The sequence below is a fragment of the Pseudomonas sp. DSV-1 genome, assembly GCF_035830915.1.
In the GTDB taxonomy this organism is placed as follows: domain Bacteria; phylum Pseudomonadota; class Gammaproteobacteria; order Pseudomonadales; family Pseudomonadaceae; genus Aquipseudomonas.
Genome location: NZ_JAYMYG010000001.1, coordinates 3,339,997 through 3,355,338, shown reverse-complemented (window position 1 = coordinate 3,355,338; position 15,342 = coordinate 3,339,997). Strand labels below are relative to the sequence as shown.

19 protein-coding genes are annotated in these 15,342 nt (G+C 61.0%); 16 read left to right on the top strand and 3 right to left on the bottom strand.

The window, feature by feature from the left end:
- The 5 genes from motD to VSQ83_RS15730 all read left to right on the top strand — a co-directional run bounded on the left by motD (position 1) and on the right by VSQ83_RS15730 (position 3,439).
- Positions 1 to 891 carry a flagellar motor protein MotD gene (gene motD, locus VSQ83_RS15750; protein WP_219261014.1) on the top strand — a complete coding sequence of 297 codons (891 nt, stop codon included), beginning with the start codon at positions 1 to 3 and terminating at the stop codon, positions 889 to 891.
- A gap of 38 nt (positions 892 to 929) precedes the next feature.
- Positions 930 to 1,718: a ParA family protein gene (locus VSQ83_RS15745; protein ID WP_133076024.1), complete on the top strand. Its 789-nt coding sequence runs from the start codon at positions 930 to 932 to the stop codon at positions 1,716 to 1,718.
- 84 nt (positions 1,719 to 1,802) lie between these two features.
- On the top strand, positions 1,803 to 2,525 hold the full coding sequence (locus VSQ83_RS15740; protein ID WP_133076025.1) for a CheW domain-containing protein: 723 nt from the start codon (positions 1,803 to 1,805) through the stop codon (positions 2,523 to 2,525).
- A 38-nt stretch (positions 2,526 to 2,563) separates the two neighbouring features.
- Positions 2,564 to 3,046, top strand: coding sequence for a chemotaxis protein CheW (locus tag VSQ83_RS15735; RefSeq protein ID WP_133076026.1), 483 nt, complete (start codon positions 2,564 to 2,566; stop codon positions 3,044 to 3,046).
- Positions 3,047 to 3,439, top strand: coding sequence for a DUF2802 domain-containing protein (locus tag VSQ83_RS15730; protein WP_133076027.1), 393 nt, complete (start codon positions 3,047 to 3,049; stop codon positions 3,437 to 3,439).
- Positions 3,440 to 3,465: 26 nt separating this feature from the next.
- Here the strand turns inward: VSQ83_RS15730 and VSQ83_RS15725 are convergent, their stop codons facing one another.
- Positions 3,466 to 4,332, bottom strand: coding sequence for a LysR family transcriptional regulator (locus VSQ83_RS15725; protein ID WP_326427179.1), 867 nt, complete (start codon positions 4,330 to 4,332; stop codon positions 3,466 to 3,468).
- Between the two features lie 108 nt (positions 4,333 to 4,440).
- On the opposite strand from VSQ83_RS15725, the gene VSQ83_RS15720 reads away from it, so the two are divergent.
- Both VSQ83_RS15720 and VSQ83_RS15715 read left to right on the top strand, forming a co-directional pair.
- A complete protein-coding gene (locus tag VSQ83_RS15720; RefSeq protein WP_219261016.1) occupies positions 4,441 to 4,854 on the top strand; it encodes a VOC family protein in 414 nt (137 codons plus the stop codon).
- A gap of 29 nt (positions 4,855 to 4,883) precedes the next feature.
- Positions 4,884 to 6,161: an amidase gene (locus VSQ83_RS15715; protein WP_326427178.1), complete on the top strand. Its 1,278-nt coding sequence runs from the start codon at positions 4,884 to 4,886 to the stop codon at positions 6,159 to 6,161.
- 128 nt (positions 6,162 to 6,289) lie between these two features.
- Here the strand turns inward: VSQ83_RS15715 and VSQ83_RS15710 are convergent, their stop codons facing one another.
- Positions 6,290 to 6,604: an EscU/YscU/HrcU family type III secretion system export apparatus switch protein gene (locus VSQ83_RS15710; RefSeq protein ID WP_326427177.1), complete on the bottom strand. Its 315-nt coding sequence runs from the start codon at positions 6,602 to 6,604 to the stop codon at positions 6,290 to 6,292.
- A complete protein-coding gene (gene fliK, locus VSQ83_RS15705; RefSeq protein ID WP_326427176.1) occupies positions 6,601 to 8,172 on the bottom strand; it encodes a flagellar hook-length control protein FliK in 1,572 nt (523 codons plus the stop codon). The genes VSQ83_RS15710 and fliK overlap by 4 nt, the downstream gene beginning before the upstream one ends.
- 245 nt (positions 8,173 to 8,417) lie before the next feature.
- Between fliK and ccmA the strand changes: the two genes are divergently transcribed.
- The 9 genes from ccmA to ccmI all read left to right on the top strand — a co-directional run bounded on the left by ccmA (position 8,418) and on the right by ccmI (position 15,324).
- Positions 8,418 to 8,999: a cytochrome c biogenesis heme-transporting ATPase CcmA gene (gene ccmA, locus VSQ83_RS15700; protein ID WP_405046756.1), complete on the top strand. Its 582-nt coding sequence runs from the start codon at positions 8,418 to 8,420 to the stop codon at positions 8,997 to 8,999.
- The gene (gene ccmB, locus VSQ83_RS15695) at positions 8,996 to 9,664 is read left to right on the top strand and encodes a heme exporter protein CcmB (RefSeq protein ID WP_133076033.1); all 669 of its coding nucleotides are present in this window, start codon (positions 8,996 to 8,998) and stop codon (positions 9,662 to 9,664) included. Before ccmA ends, ccmB begins: the two co-directional genes overlap by 4 nt.
- 84 nt (positions 9,665 to 9,748) lie before the next feature.
- On the top strand, positions 9,749 to 10,507 hold the full coding sequence (locus VSQ83_RS15690) for a heme ABC transporter permease (protein WP_219261020.1): 759 nt from the start codon (positions 9,749 to 9,751) through the stop codon (positions 10,505 to 10,507).
- Positions 10,504 to 10,680: a heme exporter protein CcmD gene (gene ccmD, locus VSQ83_RS15685; protein ID WP_133076035.1), complete on the top strand. Its 177-nt coding sequence runs from the start codon at positions 10,504 to 10,506 to the stop codon at positions 10,678 to 10,680. The genes VSQ83_RS15690 and ccmD overlap by 4 nt, the downstream gene beginning before the upstream one ends.
- Positions 10,677 to 11,138, top strand: coding sequence for a cytochrome c maturation protein CcmE (gene ccmE / locus VSQ83_RS15680; RefSeq protein WP_133076036.1), 462 nt, complete (start codon positions 10,677 to 10,679; stop codon positions 11,136 to 11,138). The genes ccmD and ccmE overlap by 4 nt, the downstream gene beginning before the upstream one ends.
- The gene (locus VSQ83_RS15675) at positions 11,138 to 13,123 is read left to right on the top strand and encodes a heme lyase CcmF/NrfE family subunit (protein WP_219261021.1); all 1,986 of its coding nucleotides are present in this window, start codon (positions 11,138 to 11,140) and stop codon (positions 13,121 to 13,123) included. The genes ccmE and VSQ83_RS15675 overlap by 1 nt, the downstream gene beginning before the upstream one ends.
- Positions 13,120 to 13,656: a DsbE family thiol:disulfide interchange protein gene (locus VSQ83_RS15670; protein ID WP_133076038.1), complete on the top strand. Its 537-nt coding sequence runs from the start codon at positions 13,120 to 13,122 to the stop codon at positions 13,654 to 13,656. The genes VSQ83_RS15675 and VSQ83_RS15670 overlap by 4 nt, the downstream gene beginning before the upstream one ends.
- Positions 13,653 to 14,129, top strand: a complete 477-nt coding sequence (locus tag VSQ83_RS15665; protein WP_326427175.1) for a cytochrome c-type biogenesis protein — start codon at positions 13,653 to 13,655, stop codon at positions 14,127 to 14,129. The genes VSQ83_RS15670 and VSQ83_RS15665 overlap by 4 nt, the downstream gene beginning before the upstream one ends.
- Positions 14,122 to 15,324: a c-type cytochrome biogenesis protein CcmI gene (gene ccmI / locus VSQ83_RS15660; protein ID WP_326427174.1), complete on the top strand. Its 1,203-nt coding sequence runs from the start codon at positions 14,122 to 14,124 to the stop codon at positions 15,322 to 15,324. Before VSQ83_RS15665 ends, ccmI begins: the two co-directional genes overlap by 8 nt.
- Positions 15,325 to 15,342 lie beyond the last annotated feature (18 nt).

Below are 15,342 nucleotides of genomic sequence, written 5' to 3'. Positions count from 1 at the left end.
ATGAGCCGTCGCCGTCGCCCTGCGGATGAACACATCAATCACGAGCGCTGGCTGGTGTCCTACGCGGACTTCATCACCTTGCTGTTTGCCTTCTTCGTGGTCATGTACTCGATTTCCTCGATCAACGAAGGCAAGTATCGGGTGATCTCCCAGGCGCTGGTGGGCGTGTTCAATGACACCGAGCGCAGCATCAAGCCGGTGCCCATTGGTCAGGAGCGTCCGCTGACGGTCGCGCCTGCCGAGCCCTTGATCAAAGACAGTGAGCATACCGACGCGGGCCTTGGGCAAGTCCCCGATGACCCGCTTAAAACCATTGCCAATGACATCACCCATGCGTTTGGCGACTTGATCGCGTCCAAACAATTGACCGTGCGCGGCAATGAGTTGTGGGTCGAGATCGAACTCAACTCAAGCTTGCTGTTCGGCAGTGGCGACGCGATGCCCAGCAATGCAGCGTTCACCATTATCGACAAGGTGGCAGCGATCCTGAAGCCGTTCGAAAACCCGATTCACGTCGAGGGCTTTACGGACGATCTGCCGATCCGTACCGCGCAATATCCCACCAACTGGGAACTGTCGTCGGCACGCTCGGCGAGCATCGTGCGCATGCTGGCGATGCAGGGCGTGAACCCGGGGCGCATGGCGTCGGTGGGTTACGGCGAGTTCCAGCCGGTGGCCAATAACGCAACCCCGGAAGGGCGTGCGCTCAACCGCCGGGTGGTGCTGGTGGTGTCGCGCAACCTGGAGGTGCGTCGCAGCCTGACCGGTACGGGAACCGCCAACGCGACACCGGATGCCGCCCTCAAGCGTGCTGGCACACAAACTGCACCGCCACAGACACAGCCACTGGTTAGAGGGAATGCCGTCAATTCCCCGTCACCAACCCTATAGTCTCGGCCGGCACGCATGCAGCCGGGAGGAACAACTGAATGAGAGTCTGGGCAGTAGCCAATCAAAAAGGTGGGGTCGGCAAGACCACCACATCCATCGCTCTGGCCGGTTTGCTGGCAGAAGCGGGTAAGCGGGTGGTTGTGGTCGATCTCGACCCGCACGGCTCCATGACCAGTTATTTCGGGTATGACCCAGATGGTCTGGAACACAGCGTGTATGACCTCTTTCTGCATCAGGGCCAGGTGCCGGAAGGTCTGGCTGCGCAATTGCTGCTGCCCACCAGCCACGAGAAGATTGCCTTGCTGCCGGCGACCACCGCCCTGGCGACCCTGGAGCGTCAGGCGCCGGGGCAAAGTGGCCTGGGCCTGGTGATTGCGCGCAGCCTGGCGCAACTGTGGCAGGACTATGACTACGCCATCATCGACAGCCCGCCGATCCTGGGTGTGCTGATGGTCAACGCATTGGCGGCCAGCCAGCAATTGATCATTCCGGTGCAGACCGAGCATCTGGCGCTCAAGGGCCTGGAGCGCATGGTCCACACCCTGCGCATGATCAATCGCTCGCGGGCGCAGGAACTGCCGTTTTGTATCGTGCCAACCTTGTTTGACCGCCGTACCCAGGCCTCGATGAGCACCTTGCGGGTGTTGCGCGACGTGTATCCCGACACCCTGTGGCAGGGCTTCATCCCGGTCGACACCCGCTTGCGTGATGCCAGCCGGGCAGGGCAGACGCCTTCGCAGTTCGATGACAAGACCCGGGGGGTAATCGCCTATCGTGCGTTGCTCAAGCACGTACTGACCCGCCAGCTTGCCCCTCAGGTGGCTTGAGGTGGACGGTTATTCAAGTATCGGTCCCGTGTGGCCGATAACGTCTACAAGTCTCTGTCGCGAGGCTGTTGAGTGGGGCACTTTATGACGCAGCCGATAGCACTTTCCAACCGCTCGCAAGTGGCGTTGCAGTCGTATCTGGACGACTTGCTGTTTGATGCAACCCAGGCGCTGGAGTCGGTTGAACCCGCTGCGCCGGAACTTGAACCGGCCACTGACGCGCCTGTTGAAGCGCCGCTGGCCATGCCGGTGGAACTCTCGCAAGTGGGCGTGCCCGCGGAGGCGCTGGCCCATCCGTTGGTCGAGGTTCATCGGCCAAGTGCGCCCGGTGCGCATTTGCCGATACCCGATGATGGCCGCCCCGCGTGGGCCGCAGAACCCTTCGAATGCCTGCTGTTCGACGTGGCCGGACTGACCCTGGCGGTGCCATTGGTGTGCCTGGGTTCTATCTATTCGCTGGCCGGTCGTGAACTGACGCCGCTGTTTGGTCAGCCGGACTGGTTCCTGGGGATACTGCCGAGCCAGAGCGGCAAGCTCAACGTGCTGGATACCGCGCGCTGGGTGATGCCCGAGCGCTATCGCGATGATTTTCGCGAGGGCCTGCAATACGTTATTTCCGTGCAGGGCTACGAGTGGGGGTTGGCGGTGCATCAAGTCAGCCGCTCATTGCGCCTGCATCCGAACGAAATCAAATGGCGCTCCCAGCGTGGGCAGCGGCCGTGGCTGGCGGGCACCGTGATTGAACACATGTGCGCATTGCTGGACGTGGCGCAATTGGCCGAGTTGATTGCCAAGGGCAAGCAGTAATTATTTAAATCAGCGGTATTCAGTCAAGGGTTTGGTGTATGAAACAGTCAGCCGCACAACAAAGTAGTGAAGATCCGATCCTGCAATGGGTGACCTTCAAGCTGGACAACGAGACCTACGGCATCAATGTGATGCAAGTGCAGGAAGTGCTGCGTTACACCGAAATTGCCCCGGTCCCCGGTGCGCCTTCCTACGTGCTGGGCATTATCAACCTGCGCGGCAACGTGGTGACGGTCATCGATACGCGTCAGCGTTTTGGCCTCTACAACGCAGAAATCACCGACAATTCGCGCATCGTCATCATCGAAGCGGACAAACAAGTGGTCGGGATTCTGGTCGACAGCGTGGCCGAGGTGGTTTACCTGCGTCAGTCTGAAATCGAAACGGCGCCTAATGTGGGCAACGACGAGTCGGCCAAGTTTATCCAGGGCGTATGCAACAAGAACGGCGAACTGCTGATTCTGGTTGAGCTGGACAAAATGATGACCGAAGAAGAATGGTCGGATCTGGAGAACATCTGATTGATCCTTGAGGTGGCGGTAATCGTCCTGGGCCTGTTGTGGGCTGTGACCCTGTGGTTGTTCGTGAGCCATGTGCGCCGTCAGCGCGTGCTCGCGGCGCAGCAGGTTGCGGGCGATGAGCAGCGTGACCGGCGCCTCAGGGAACTGGCGCGGCGGCTGGACACCTACCAGAACGGCAATGTGCAAATGGGTGAAGACCTGCACGAGCTGCGCGCGGTGGTCGCACCGCTGCCCGAAAAGCTGACCCAGCTGGAACAGCGCGACCCTACCAGCCTGTCGTTCAACCAGGCAGCGCGCCTGGTCAGCATGGGCGCCAGCGTCGACGAACTGACCCAGGCCTGTGGTTTGACTCAGGCCGAGGCCGAGTTGATGAGCAAGATGCACAAGGGCTGAACCTGATCCTGATCCCACAGATCAGGTTATGGCGTCTTCTCCTGCAGCGCCTGTTTCAACGCTTCAACCATTCGCACCCGTGGCCCTTGTGCATGACTGATCAGCATAATCCTGCGGTCATAGCGTTCGTCACCCACAGGCTCCACGACACAACTGTCCGTCCAGCGCTCAATCCCCGACCAGCAAGGCACCAGGCTGACTCCCAACCCCTGCGCAGTCAGCAGGGCGATGGTTTCCAGCGCATCCAGATCCAGCAGGGCGGCTGGTTTCAGCCCCTGGTCTTGCAGGTACTGGACGGCATGCCGGCCCCCCCACGCATCCGGGTCATATTGAATATACGGGCAGTGTTGCAGGCGCGCGTCGATGCTTTGGCTTGAGTGCTCATTGGAGATAAACACCAAGGGTTCCTTGCGCAGCAATACCCCATTGAAGGTCTTGGCCAGCGTGAACGGCGGCGCGACCACTATCGCGGCATCCAGTTCGTTGGCCTCCAGCGCCTGATACAGCGAACGGGATGTCCCTGGAACGATCACCGGCTTCAGCTGGGGAGTTGAGCGGGTCAGGCTGCGCAAGGCCTGGGGCAGAAGGCCCGTGAGTACCGTTGAAATCGCACCGATGCGCAAGGGGCCGGTCAGGCCCAGGGCGTCGACGTCACTTGTCAGAAGCGCCACTTCATCGACGATGCCTCTGGCCCTGGGCAGCAAGTCCATGCAGGCCAGGCTGGGCTTGGCCTCGTGGCCGACCCGCACCAGAAGCTGGAGCCCCAACTGCCGTTCGAGCGCCACAATACGCTGGCTGACCGCGGCAGCCGTCAGGTTTTCCAGGCGGGCCGCCTTGGCGATTGACCCGCATTCCACCACGGCGATCAGGCTTCTGAGATAGCGCGTATCCATTAGAATTTCTTTCTTTAATGGAAAAAATAACAGGTTATCTCTTTTGAATGGCGCACTGCATGATTTCCTGCAGGGGCATTGGGCTATTTCAAGTTTCAGGAGGTTACTGTGCAATCACTCTTTCATTTTGCTTATCACGTTCACGATCTGGGCTCGGCGCGCCACTTTTACTGCGATGTGCTGGGCTGCGCGGAAGGTCGCAGCACTGATACGTGGCTGGACATCGATTTTTTCGGCCATCAATTGTCCTTGCACCTGGGTGAGCCGTTTGCCGTCAGCAACACCGGCAAGGTGGGCGATCACTGGGTGCCCATGCCGCATTTCGGGGTGGTGCTGAGCATGCCTGACTGGCTGGCCTTGAAAGAGCGTCTGATGGATCGCGGCGTGGAGTTTGTGCTGGAGCCGACCCTTCGTTTTGTCGGGACCCCGGGGGAGCAGGCGACGATGTTTTTCCTCGATCCTTCGGGCAACCCCATCGAGATCAAGGGTTTTACAGAGTGGGCGTCGGTGTATGCCCAGTAACGCAGTCATGAGCAGAGGTTGAATACAGCATGAGTTTTCTCGACACGGCGGACGCCCACTCGATTGCCGAGCAGGTCCGCACCGCGCACCTGAGCCCCGGCATTGTGGCCGAGCATTTCCTGAGTCAGACAAACGCCCGTGAGTCTGCGATCCGGGCGTTCGTCGCCCTCGACCCGCAGGTGGTGCGCAAACAGGCACAGGGGCTGAGCAGCCCCGGGATCAACGGCTTGCTGGCCGGAGTGCCGATTGGGGTCAAGGACATCATTGATACCCGCGACCACCCCACGGGTTTTTACTCCCCGATCTATGACAACAACTGGCCGTCTCGCGATGCCCATGTGGTTGCGCTGCTGCGACAGGCGGGAGCGGTGATCATGGGCAAGACCCACACCACCGAGTTTGCCTATATGCAAACCGGGCCGACCCGCAATCCCCATGATCTGGACCGGACTCCAGGCAGCTCCAGTGCCGGTTCTGCTGCAGGCATGGCCGCGGGTTTCTTTCCTGTGGCGCTGGGCACGCAAACGGCGGGCTCGCTGCTCAAGCCTGCGTCCTATTGCGGGCTGTATGCGTTTAAACCTTCCTATGGGCTGGTTTCGCTGGAAGGGATCAAGCCCCTGGCACCCAGCTTCGACACGCTGGGCTGGTATGGCCGGTCGGTTCGCGACCTGGCTCTCGTCGCTCAGGTACTGGTGCCCGGTTTGCCGCAATCGGCTCGGGAGAGCGGCAGCAGGACGTTCGGGTTTTGTCGTACTGCGCGCTGGGACCAGGTGGATCCGGTGGTGGCTGACGCTTTACTGGCGGCGGTCCAGAGGTTGAAGGCTGCAGGCCACACCGTGACCACAGTGGACCTGCCGGATGATTTTGCGAACGTGTTTGACGACCACCTGTTGATCAATGACTGCGAGGGCGCACGGTCGCTGTCCAAAGAGTGGCAATCCAGCCCTGAACTGCTGAGCCCGTCAGTGGTGGCCATGATCGAACGGGCCAGGGGTACGACATGGGAGCAGGAGTCAGCGGCCAAGGCTCGCCTGGCTGCGCAGGCACCGAGACTGCAGGCGATTTTTGCACCCTACGATGCGATGCTGAGCGTCACCTGCGGCATGGTTGCGCCCCTGGGCCTGGAAACGACGGGTCCTTCGGACTTTTGCAAATGCTGGATGGCATTCGGGCTGCCTCAAATCAACATTCCCTTACCCAGGCAGCCGGGTGAACTGCCGGTGGGGTTGCAACTGATTGGTGGTTTTCGTCAGGACAGTGTGCTGCTTGAGGCTGCGCAGCAGGTGGACGGGGCTTTGCGATCGTGAGGGTGTCAAACCATGCCCGCGGGAGCGGGCTTGCTCGCGAGGGTGTCGACACGGTTTGACTGACTGACCGCTCTGTGCCGTCGATCGCAGCCTTCGTTCCTCGGCAGCGACTACAAGGTCTGAGGCTGTCAGGGGGTGATATCCCGCTCTTGCGGCTCGGCGTCCGGATCAAACCCTGCCGGGAATTTGCCTTTGAGCTGCCAGGCAAAGGCAATGATTTCTGCCAGGGTTCGGTACAACTCCTGCGGGATGCTGTCGCCCAATTCCATGCGCGCCAGTAATTTGACCAGCTCGGCATTTTCATAGATCGGCACCCCATGCTCGCGGGCCAGTATGAGGATGGCTTGCGCCAATTCATCGTCGCCTTTGGCGGTGAGGGTAGGGGCCTGTTTGCCGTCGTATTTGAGGGCTATCGCCTGGCGGGGTGCGGACTCTGTGTTCATGCGGTTTCGTCCACCCAGCGTTGTTCCAGTCGGGTGTGGCCGCTCTGTGGCGGGGTGCCCTGGTGGCAGTCCAGATCGGTCACGCTCAACCCTGCGTCGTTCAAACGCTGGCGCAAGTCGCCCAGCTGGCTCTCGATCAAGTGCGCCGTAGAGGCCCGTTCGGCCCACAGCTGGCCCGACAGGCTGCCGCGCAGCAGCTGCGCCTGCACATGCAGCGGACCCAGAGGCGCGAGGTCGAAGGCCAGTTCTACCCGCCACAGCGGGTCCTTGATTTCCCGGGGCTCGGGTGTGTCTTGTGGCTCTTTTTCGGGCGGGTCTTCTCGCTGAAACTTGACCTGCAAAGGCACGATGTCGTGGGCATTGCGCATGGGGATTTCCAGTTGCCATGTGGTCAGCACGCCGCCATCGGCCGTGCGTCCGCTTTGCTCAAGACTCGACAACTGATGACTTTGCAGGCGTGAAATGGCCGCCGCTGCCAGTTTCAGCAAGTTTTCCAGGCTGTCTTCATGTTCGCCGCTCTGCACCGAACGCTGGGGCAGGGGGAAACCGCCCGGCTGCGGCTTGGCGCTGACCTGGCCGAGCATGCCCAGGGCATTGCGCACAAAGGTCGGCAGTGCCTGGGCCTGGGTGCTGGCAGCCATGCCGGGATTGAAACCGGTACTGGCCGGTACGCCGGGAAGAATCTGCGCAATCAGTCGCAGCAACGTGGCCTTCATGTCCGGAGCCAGTGCTTGTACCTGACCGCTGAGCAACTTGGCTTCCAGGAATGCGCCGCTGTTGAGCAAGGCACTGCTCAGTGCTTTGGGGCTGCTCAGTTGCGAGGGTGTAGGCAATTGAGCCAACAGCGTGTCGATAGAGGCACGTAGTTCAGGAGGCATCTGTGCGTTGGGCGGCAGTTTTTGCAGGGCGCTGAGCAGTCCCTCCAGTGACCCTTGGCGGCTTTGTTGAATTGCGAGTTGCTGCGTGACGGCCAGTTGCTCCTGGCGCCCACTGAGTGGGACAAAGTTCAGGCTTTGCGCATCGTGCACCCGGGTGCTCAGCAAACTGCCGATCCGCAAAGGCTGCGGGCTGTCCAGGGTCAGGGTGCTGCCGCTCAAGGCGCTGTTGAGCAGTGTGACCAACGAGCGATAGATTGCCGGTTGCCCGGCGGGTTGGGCCAATGCCTGGGTGGTCAGCACTTTGCCCTGGAGCAGCGTGCCCACGGGTACTTGCTGTGTATCAAGGCGGGTCAGGGTGGCGACGCTGCTACTCAGTGCCTGTTGCAGGCTGATCGCAAGATTGCCTGCTGAAGGCTGGGTCACGGCCAACTGTGTGCCCACGGGCAAAGGAAAGTTGCTGCTGGCCTGGACGTTGGTTTCCCGGCCACCGGCCAGGGTCAGCTTGAGCAGCAACTGGAACGCCAGATCGTTTTGCTTGAGCGATATCACTTCTGCCTGGGCACTTTGGCCGGGTCTTATCAGGCCTTCGGCAGGCTGTAACAACTTGAGCACTTCACCGCCCACAAGACCGGGGCGCAGACTACTGGGCGTGGTTTGTGGGATAGGTGGAATATTCATGTCGCCTTTCATCGTAACAACCTGTCGAAATTGCCCTCTTTAGCGTAGGACATGGCATGTATAATGCTGCCCCGTCGTTCAGAGGGCATGAAAACATTGCAATTGTTTGATCCAGCTCTCTGAAACCGGCCGCAAATGCATTTATTCTGCATCACTTTAACGGCCGCGCCTGAGCCGACTTGAACCGTGAAGGCCTCAATTACGTGACCAGCCCTCTTTTAGAAGCCGTATCGCTCGCCTGTGAGCGTGACTGGCGGATGTTGTTCGAGAACCTCGAATTGCGTCTGGCCAGCGGTGACATGTTGCAAATCAGCGGCCCCAACGGCAGCGGCAAAACCAGCCTGCTGCGATTGTTGGCGGGCCTGATGCAGCCGACGGCGGGGGAAGTACGCCTCAACGGTCAGGCCTTGAGCAGTCAGCGCCATGAACTGACGATCAACCTGCTGTGGATCGGCCATGCCGCCGGGATCAAGGATTTGCTCACCGCCGAAGAAAACCTGGGCTGGCTCTGTGCGTTGCACCGCCCGGCCACCCGCGAAGCGATCTGGACGGCACTGGCGGCGGTAGGGCTCAAGGGCTTTGAAGATGTGCCGTGCCACACCTTGTCGGCCGGCCAGCAGCGGCGTGTGGCGCTGGCCCGTTTGTATCTGGACAGCCCGCCGTTGTGGATTCTCGACGAGCCCTTTACCGCGCTCGACAAACAAGGCGTGGCGCAACTCGAAGAACACCTGGCCCGCCACTGCGAAAGCGGCGGCATGGTGGTGCTTACCACACACCATACGTTGAGCCGGATGCCGGCCGGTTATCGCAATATCGACCTGGGACAGTGGGCTGTATGAGTGTGTTCGCAACGTTGGTAACACGTGAGGCGCGCTTGCTGTTTCGCCGTCCGGCCGAGTTGGCCAACCCCCTGGTATTTTTTGCAATTGTGATCGCCATGTTCCCTTTGGCGGTCGGACCCGAGACTCAATTGTTGCAAACCTTGTCTCCGGGGCTGCTGTGGGTCGCGGCGCTTTTAGCGGTTTTGCTCTCGCTGGACGGGCTTTTTCGCAGTGATTTTGAGGACGGATCCCTTGAGCAGTGGGTCCTTTCGTCGCACCCCCTGCCACTACTGGTCTTGGCCAAAGTGCTGGCACACTGGCTGTTCTCCGGCCTGGCGCTGGTCATCCTGTCGCCACTGCTGGCCTTGATGCTGGGGCTGCCGGTAGCCTGCCTGCCGGTGTTGCTGATGTCGTTGCTGCTCGGGACGCCGGTATTGAGCCTGCTCGGGGCCGTGGGGGCTGCGCTGACCGTTGGTCTCAAGCGTGGAGGCCTGCTGCTGGCGTTGCTGATTTTGCCTTTATATATCCCGGTGCTGATCCTGGGCAGTGGCGCCTTGCAGGCGGCACTCCAGGGCATGCCCGCAACCGGTTATCTGCTGTGGCTTGGTAGCCTGACCGCCCTGGCAGTAACCCTGACACCCTTTGCTATAGCTGCCGGCCTGAAAATCAGCGTCGGTGAATAATGAGGTCTGGTCCCCGTGGACCAGTAAAGACCCTGGCTGGCATGACACTCGACCTGTCGTGACCGGCACCGTGATGGAAACAGCGTGATGAACTGGACTTGGTTTCACAAACTCGGCTCGCCCAAATGGTTCTATGCCATTAGTGGGCGGCTGTTGCCGTGGTTAAGCATTGCTGCCGTGTTGCTGATCACCTGCGGGGTGGTCTGGGGCCTGGCGTTTGCGCCGCCGGACTACCAGCAGGGCAACAGTTTCCGGATCATTTATATCCATGTTCCGGCCGCCATGCTGGCGCAGTCCTGCTATGTGATGCTGGCGGTGTGCGGTGTGGTGGGTCTGGTCTGGAAGATGAAAATCGCCGACGTGGCGCTGCAGGCTGCCGCGCCCATCGGTGCCTGGATGACCGCCGTGGCGCTGGTCACCGGTGCCGTCTGGGGCAAGCCGACCTGGGGCTCGTGGTGGGTCTGGGATGCGCGCCTGACCTCGATGCTGATCCTGCTGTTTCTGTATTTCGGCCTGATTGCCCTGGGCAATGCCATCACTAACCGCGACAGCGCGGCCAAGGCCTGCGCGGTGTTGGCGATTGTGGGCGTGATCAATATCCCGATCATCAAGTACTCGGTGGAGTGGTGGAACACCCTGCATCAGGGCGCGACCTTCACCCTCACAGAAAAACCGGCCATGCCCATGGAAATGTGGATGCCGCTGCTGCTCACGGTGCTGGGCTTTTATTGCTTCTTTGGCGCAGTGCTGCTGTTGCGCATGCGCCTGGAAGTACTCAAGCGCGAGGCCCGCAGCAGCTGGGTCAAGGCTGAGGTGTTGAAGGCACTGGAGGGCGCGCGATGAGTTTTGCTTCTTTTGGTGACTTCATCGCCATGGGCCATCACGGGGTGTATGTCTGGTCGGCCTACGGCATTTGCCTGGCGGTACTGGCGTTGAACGTGGCGCTGCCGATCATGGCGCGCCGACGTTATTTGCAACAAGAGGCGCGTCGTTTGCGTCGGGAGAATATGAAGTGAATCCGCTGCGTAAAAAACGTTTGATCATCATCCTGGCGATTCTGGTGGGTGTGGGCGCTGCCGTGGCCCTTGCCCTGAGCGCCTTGCAGCAGAACATCAACCTGTTCTATACCCCGACCCAAATCGCCAATGGCGAAGCGCCACTGGACACCCGTATCCGTGCCGGTGGCATGGTTGAAGCCGGATCGCTCAAGCGTTCGGGCGACTCGCTGGACGTACAGTTTGTGGTCACCGATTTCAACAAGTCCGTGACCATCACCTACCGCGGCATCCTCCCGGATCTGTTCCGTGAAGGGCAGGGCATCGTCGCGCTGGGCAAGCTCAATGCCCAGGGCGTGGTAGTGGCCGATGAAGTGCTGGCCAAGCACGACGAAAAATACATGCCGCCTGAAGTCACCAAGGCGTTGAATGAAAGCGGCCTGTCCGCGCCTGTGCCGGCGAGTGAGGGTAAGTACTGATGTCTGGACTCTATATTCCTGAATTGGGCCATCTGGCCATGATTCTGGCGCTGTGCTTTGCCATTGTGCAGGCCATCGTGCCGCTGCTGGGAGCCTGGCGCGGCGACAAATTGTGGATGAGCCTGGCGCAACCCGCCGCTTGGGGGCAGTTTGCCTTCTTGTTGTTCTCGTTCGGCTGCCTGACGTATGCCTTCATGGCCGATGATTTCTCGGTGGCGTACGTGGCGAGCAACTCCAACAGTGCGTTGCCGTGGTACTACAAGTTCAGTGCCGTGTGGGGCGCCCACGAAGGTTCGCTGCTGCTGTGGGCCATGATTCTGGGCGGCTGGACCTTCGCCGTGTCGATCTTCTCGCGGCAATTGCCGCAAGTGATGCTGGCGCGGGTGCTGGCGATCATGGGCATGATCAGCGTGGGCTTCCTGCTGTTTTTGATCCTGACTTCGGATCCTTTCGTACGCTTGCTGCCGCAGATTCCTTCGGACGGTAATGACCTTAACCCGCTGCTGCAGGACATCGGCCTGATTGTTCACCCGCCGATGCTGTACATGGGTTATGTCGGTTTCTCGGTGGCCTTTGCTTTCGCCATTGCCGCCTTGCTGGGCGGCCGACTGGACGCTGCATGGGCGCGCTGGTCCCGCCCGTGGACCATCGTGGCGTGGGCCTTCCTCGGTATCGGCATCACCCTGGGCTCATGGTGGGCGTACTACGAACTTGGCTGGGGCGGCTGGTGGTTCTGGGACCCGGTGGAGAACGCCTCGTTCATGCCGTGGCTGGTGGGCACTGCCCTGATTCACTCGCTGGCCGTGACCGAAAAACGTGGCGTGTTCAAAAGCTGGACCGTGCTGCTGGCCATTGCCGCGTTTTCCCTGAGCCTGCTGGGAACTTTCCTGGTCCGTTCCGGCGTACTGACCTCGGTGCATGCATTCGCCTCCGACCCTGAGCGCGGCGTTTTCATCCTGATCTTCCTGCTGTTTGTGGTGGGCGGCTCGCTGACCCTGTTTGCGTTGCGTGCGCCAGTGGTCAAAAGCCACGTCAGCTTCAAGCTGTGGTCGCGGGAGACCTTGCTGCTGGGCAACAACCTGGTGCTGGTGGTGGCCGCGTCGATGATTCTGCTCGGCACCCTGTACCCGCTGATTGTGGATGCCATCAGCGGCGCCAAGATGTCGGTGGGCCCGCCGTACTTCAACGCCATGTTCATCCCGCTGATGGGGTTGCTGATGGTGGTGATGGCGGTGGGCATGCTGGTGCGCTGGAAAGACACCCCGGTCAAATGGCTGTTGGGCATGCTGACCCCGGTGTTGCTGGGCAGCGCCGCGCTGTCGGCGATTGCAGGCGTGGCTTATGGCGATTTCAACTGGGCCGTGCTGACCACCTTTATGCTGGCGTCCTGGGTGCTGCTGGCCGGGGTGCGCGACATTGGTGACAAAACCCGTCACAAAGGCCTGGTCAAAGGCGTACGCTGCCTGACCCGCAGCTACTGGGGCATGCAGATCGCCCACCTGGGTATCGCCGTGTGCGCCCTGGGTGTGGTGCTGTCGAGCCAGAACAGTGCCGAGCGCGATTTGCGCCTGGCGCCGGGCGAGTCGATGGAGCTGGGCGGTTATCACTTCATCTTTGAAGGTGCCAAGCACTTCCAGGGCCCGAACTTCACGTCGGACAAAGGTACCGTGCGTGTGATCCGTAACGGCAAGGAAGTCAGCGTGCTGCACCCGGAAAAACGCCTGTACACGGTGCAGAACTCGATGATGACCGAGGCCGGGATCGACGCCGGTTTCACCCGTGATCTCTACGTCGCCCTGGGCGAGCCCTTGGGCGATGGCGCCTGGGCGGTGCGGGTGCATGTGAAGCCGTTTGTCCGCTGGATCTGGTTTGGCGGCCTGCTCACAGGTTTGGGTGGATTGCTGGCAGCGATGGACCGTCGCTACCGGGTCAAGGTTAAAAGCCGCGTGCGTGAAGCATTGGGCATGACAGGAGCCACGGCATGAGACGCTGGTTGATGCTGATCCCCCTGGCCGTGTTCTTGGGCATGGCGTGGTTTCTCTACAGAGGCTTGTACCTGGACCCGACCGAGTTGCCGTCGGCGATGATCGACAAGCCGTTCCCGGCATTCAGCCTGCCTGCGGTGGAGGGCGACAAGGTCCTGACCGAGGCCGACCTCAAGGGCAAGCCCGCGCTGGTCAACGTGTGGGCCACCTGGTGCATTTCATGCCGGGTCGAACACCCGATGCTGACCAAGCTGGCCGAGCAGGGCGTGGTGATCTACGGCGTGAACTACAAGGACGTCAACGCGGACGCGAAAAAGTGGCTCAAGGAGTTCCACAACCCGTACCAGCTGGACATCGACGATGCTGACGGCACCCTGGGCCTGAACCTGGGCGTGTACGGCGCGCCCGAGACATTCCTGATCGACAGCAAGGGCATCATTCGCCACAAGTTTGTGGGTGTGATCGACGAAACCGTGTGGCGCGAGCAGCTTGCGGGCAAATATCAGGCACTGGTTGACGAGGCCAAACCATGAAGCGCTGGCTAGCCGCTGTGGTGTTCGGGTTGACGTTGACGGGTATTGCCCATGCCGCCATCGACACCTACGAGTTTGCCAACGACGCCGAGCGCGAGCGTTTTCGCGAACTGACCAAGGAACTGCGCTGCCCCAAGTGCCAGAATCAGGACATTGCCGATTCCAACGCACCGATTGCCACCGACCTGCGCCGCGAGATTTTCCGCATGCTGGGCGAGGGCAAGGACAACCAGCAGATCCTCGATTTCATGGTCGCCCGCTACGGCGATTTCGTGCTCTACAAACCGGCCCTGACCAGCAAGACGGCAGTGCTCTGGTTTGGCCCGCTGGCCTTGCTGGTGGGGGGGCTGGTAGTGATTGGCGTCATCGTGGGGCGCCGTCGTCGCACGGTGCAGACCGAAAGCTCGGACACACTTTCTGTCGAGGAGCGCAAGCGCCTCGACACTTTGCTGGATAAAACCAAAGATGATTGATTTCTGGCTCGCAGCAGGCCTGCTGCTACTCATAGCCCTCAGCTTTTTATTGATCCCGGTATTGCGTGGCCGCCGCGCCCAGCGCGAAGAAGACCGCACCGCATTGAATGTCGCGCTGTACCAGGAGCGTGTCGCCGAGTTGCAGCAGCAGCGCGAAGAGGGCGTGTTGACCCCCGAGCAATTTGAAACCGGCCGCGCCGAAGCGGCCCGCGAATTGCTCGCTGACACCGAAGGCGTTGCTCCGGGTCGGGTTTCCAGCCTGGGCAAGGCCATTCCGTTGCTGGCGGCTGTGCTGGTGCCGGTGCTGGGCTTGGGGCTGTACCTGCACTTTGGTTCCAGCGATAAAGTCGAGCTGACCCGCGAGTTTTCGCAACCGCCGCAATCCCTTGAAGAAATGGTCGCGCGCCTGGAGCGTGCCGCTGCTGCGCAACCGGATTCGGCCGAAGGCCTGTACTTCCTGGGTCGCGCCTATATGGCGCAAAACCGTCCGGCGGAGGCGGCCAAGGTGTTCGAGCGCGCTGCCAACCTGGCCGGGCGTCAGCCTGAGTTGCTGGGCCAGTGGGCCCAGGCGAAGTACTTCGCCGACAACAAAAAGTGGAGTGACACGCTCCAGGCACTGACCGACGAAGCCCTCAAGGCCGACCCGAAAGAAGTCACCAGCCTGGGTCTGCTGGGCATTGCCGCCTTTGAAGAGCGGCGCTTCCAGGAGGCCATTGGCTACTGGCAGCGTTTGATGGATGAGCTGCCCGAAGGCGATGCTTCACGTTCTGCCCTCGAAGGCGGTATCGCGAAAGCCCGCGAGCAGCTGCAGGCCAGCGGCGCCAAGGTGGAGGCGGCGCCGGTGGCCAAGGCGATGGCGTCGATCAAGGTGAGCGTCGATCTGGCGGATGCGGTCAAGGCCAGTGCCTTGCCGGGCGACAGCGTATTCATTTTCGCCCGTGCGGTATCCGGCCCACCGGCACCGCTCGCGGTCAAGCGCGTGACCGTTGCGGACCTGCCGATCACGGTTGAGCTGGGCGATGTCGACGCAATGATGCCGCAATTGAAACTGTCCAACTTTCCTGAAGTCCAACTGATGGCACGCATCTCCCGTGCTGGTCAGCCGACGGCGGGCGAGTGGGTAGGGCGTAGCCAGCCGTTGTCCAGCAGCACTCAAGAGCTGCAACAGCTGACGATCGACAGCCCGGACAAGTAATTTCCTGATTGTGGGAGC

Coding starts and splice junctions, on each gene's coding strand:
- motD (WP_219261014.1), top strand. CDS start 1: ATGAGCCGTCGCCGTCGCCCTGCGGATGAACACATCAATCACGAGCGC.
- VSQ83_RS15745 (WP_133076024.1), top strand. CDS start 930: ATGAGAGTCTGGGCAGTAGCCAATCAAAAAGGTGGGGTCGGCAAGACC.
- VSQ83_RS15740 (WP_133076025.1), top strand. CDS start 1,803: ATGACGCAGCCGATAGCACTTTCCAACCGCTCGCAAGTGGCGTTGCAG.
- VSQ83_RS15735 (WP_133076026.1), top strand. CDS start 2,564: ATGAAACAGTCAGCCGCACAACAAAGTAGTGAAGATCCGATCCTGCAA.
- VSQ83_RS15725 (WP_326427179.1), bottom strand. CDS start 4,332: ATGGATACGCGCTATCTCAGAAGCCTGATCGCCGTGGTGGAATGCGGG.
- VSQ83_RS15715 (WP_326427178.1), top strand. CDS start 4,884: ATGAGTTTTCTCGACACGGCGGACGCCCACTCGATTGCCGAGCAGGTC.
- VSQ83_RS15710 (WP_326427177.1), bottom strand. CDS start 6,604: ATGAACACAGAGTCCGCACCCCGCCAGGCGATAGCCCTCAAATACGAC.
- fliK (WP_326427176.1), bottom strand. CDS start 8,172: ATGAAAGGCGACATGAATATTCCACCTATCCCACAAACCACGCCCAGT.
- ccmA (WP_405046756.1), top strand. CDS start 8,418: ATGTTGTTCGAGAACCTCGAATTGCGTCTGGCCAGCGGTGACATGTTG.
- ccmB (WP_133076033.1), top strand. CDS start 8,996: ATGAGTGTGTTCGCAACGTTGGTAACACGTGAGGCGCGCTTGCTGTTT.
- ccmD (WP_133076035.1), top strand. CDS start 10,504: ATGAGTTTTGCTTCTTTTGGTGACTTCATCGCCATGGGCCATCACGGG.
- VSQ83_RS15675 (WP_219261021.1), top strand. CDS start 11,138: ATGTCTGGACTCTATATTCCTGAATTGGGCCATCTGGCCATGATTCTG.
- VSQ83_RS15670 (WP_133076038.1), top strand. CDS start 13,120: ATGAGACGCTGGTTGATGCTGATCCCCCTGGCCGTGTTCTTGGGCATG.
- VSQ83_RS15665 (WP_326427175.1), top strand. CDS start 13,653: ATGAAGCGCTGGCTAGCCGCTGTGGTGTTCGGGTTGACGTTGACGGGT.
- ccmI (WP_326427174.1), top strand. CDS start 14,122: ATGATTGATTTCTGGCTCGCAGCAGGCCTGCTGCTACTCATAGCCCTC.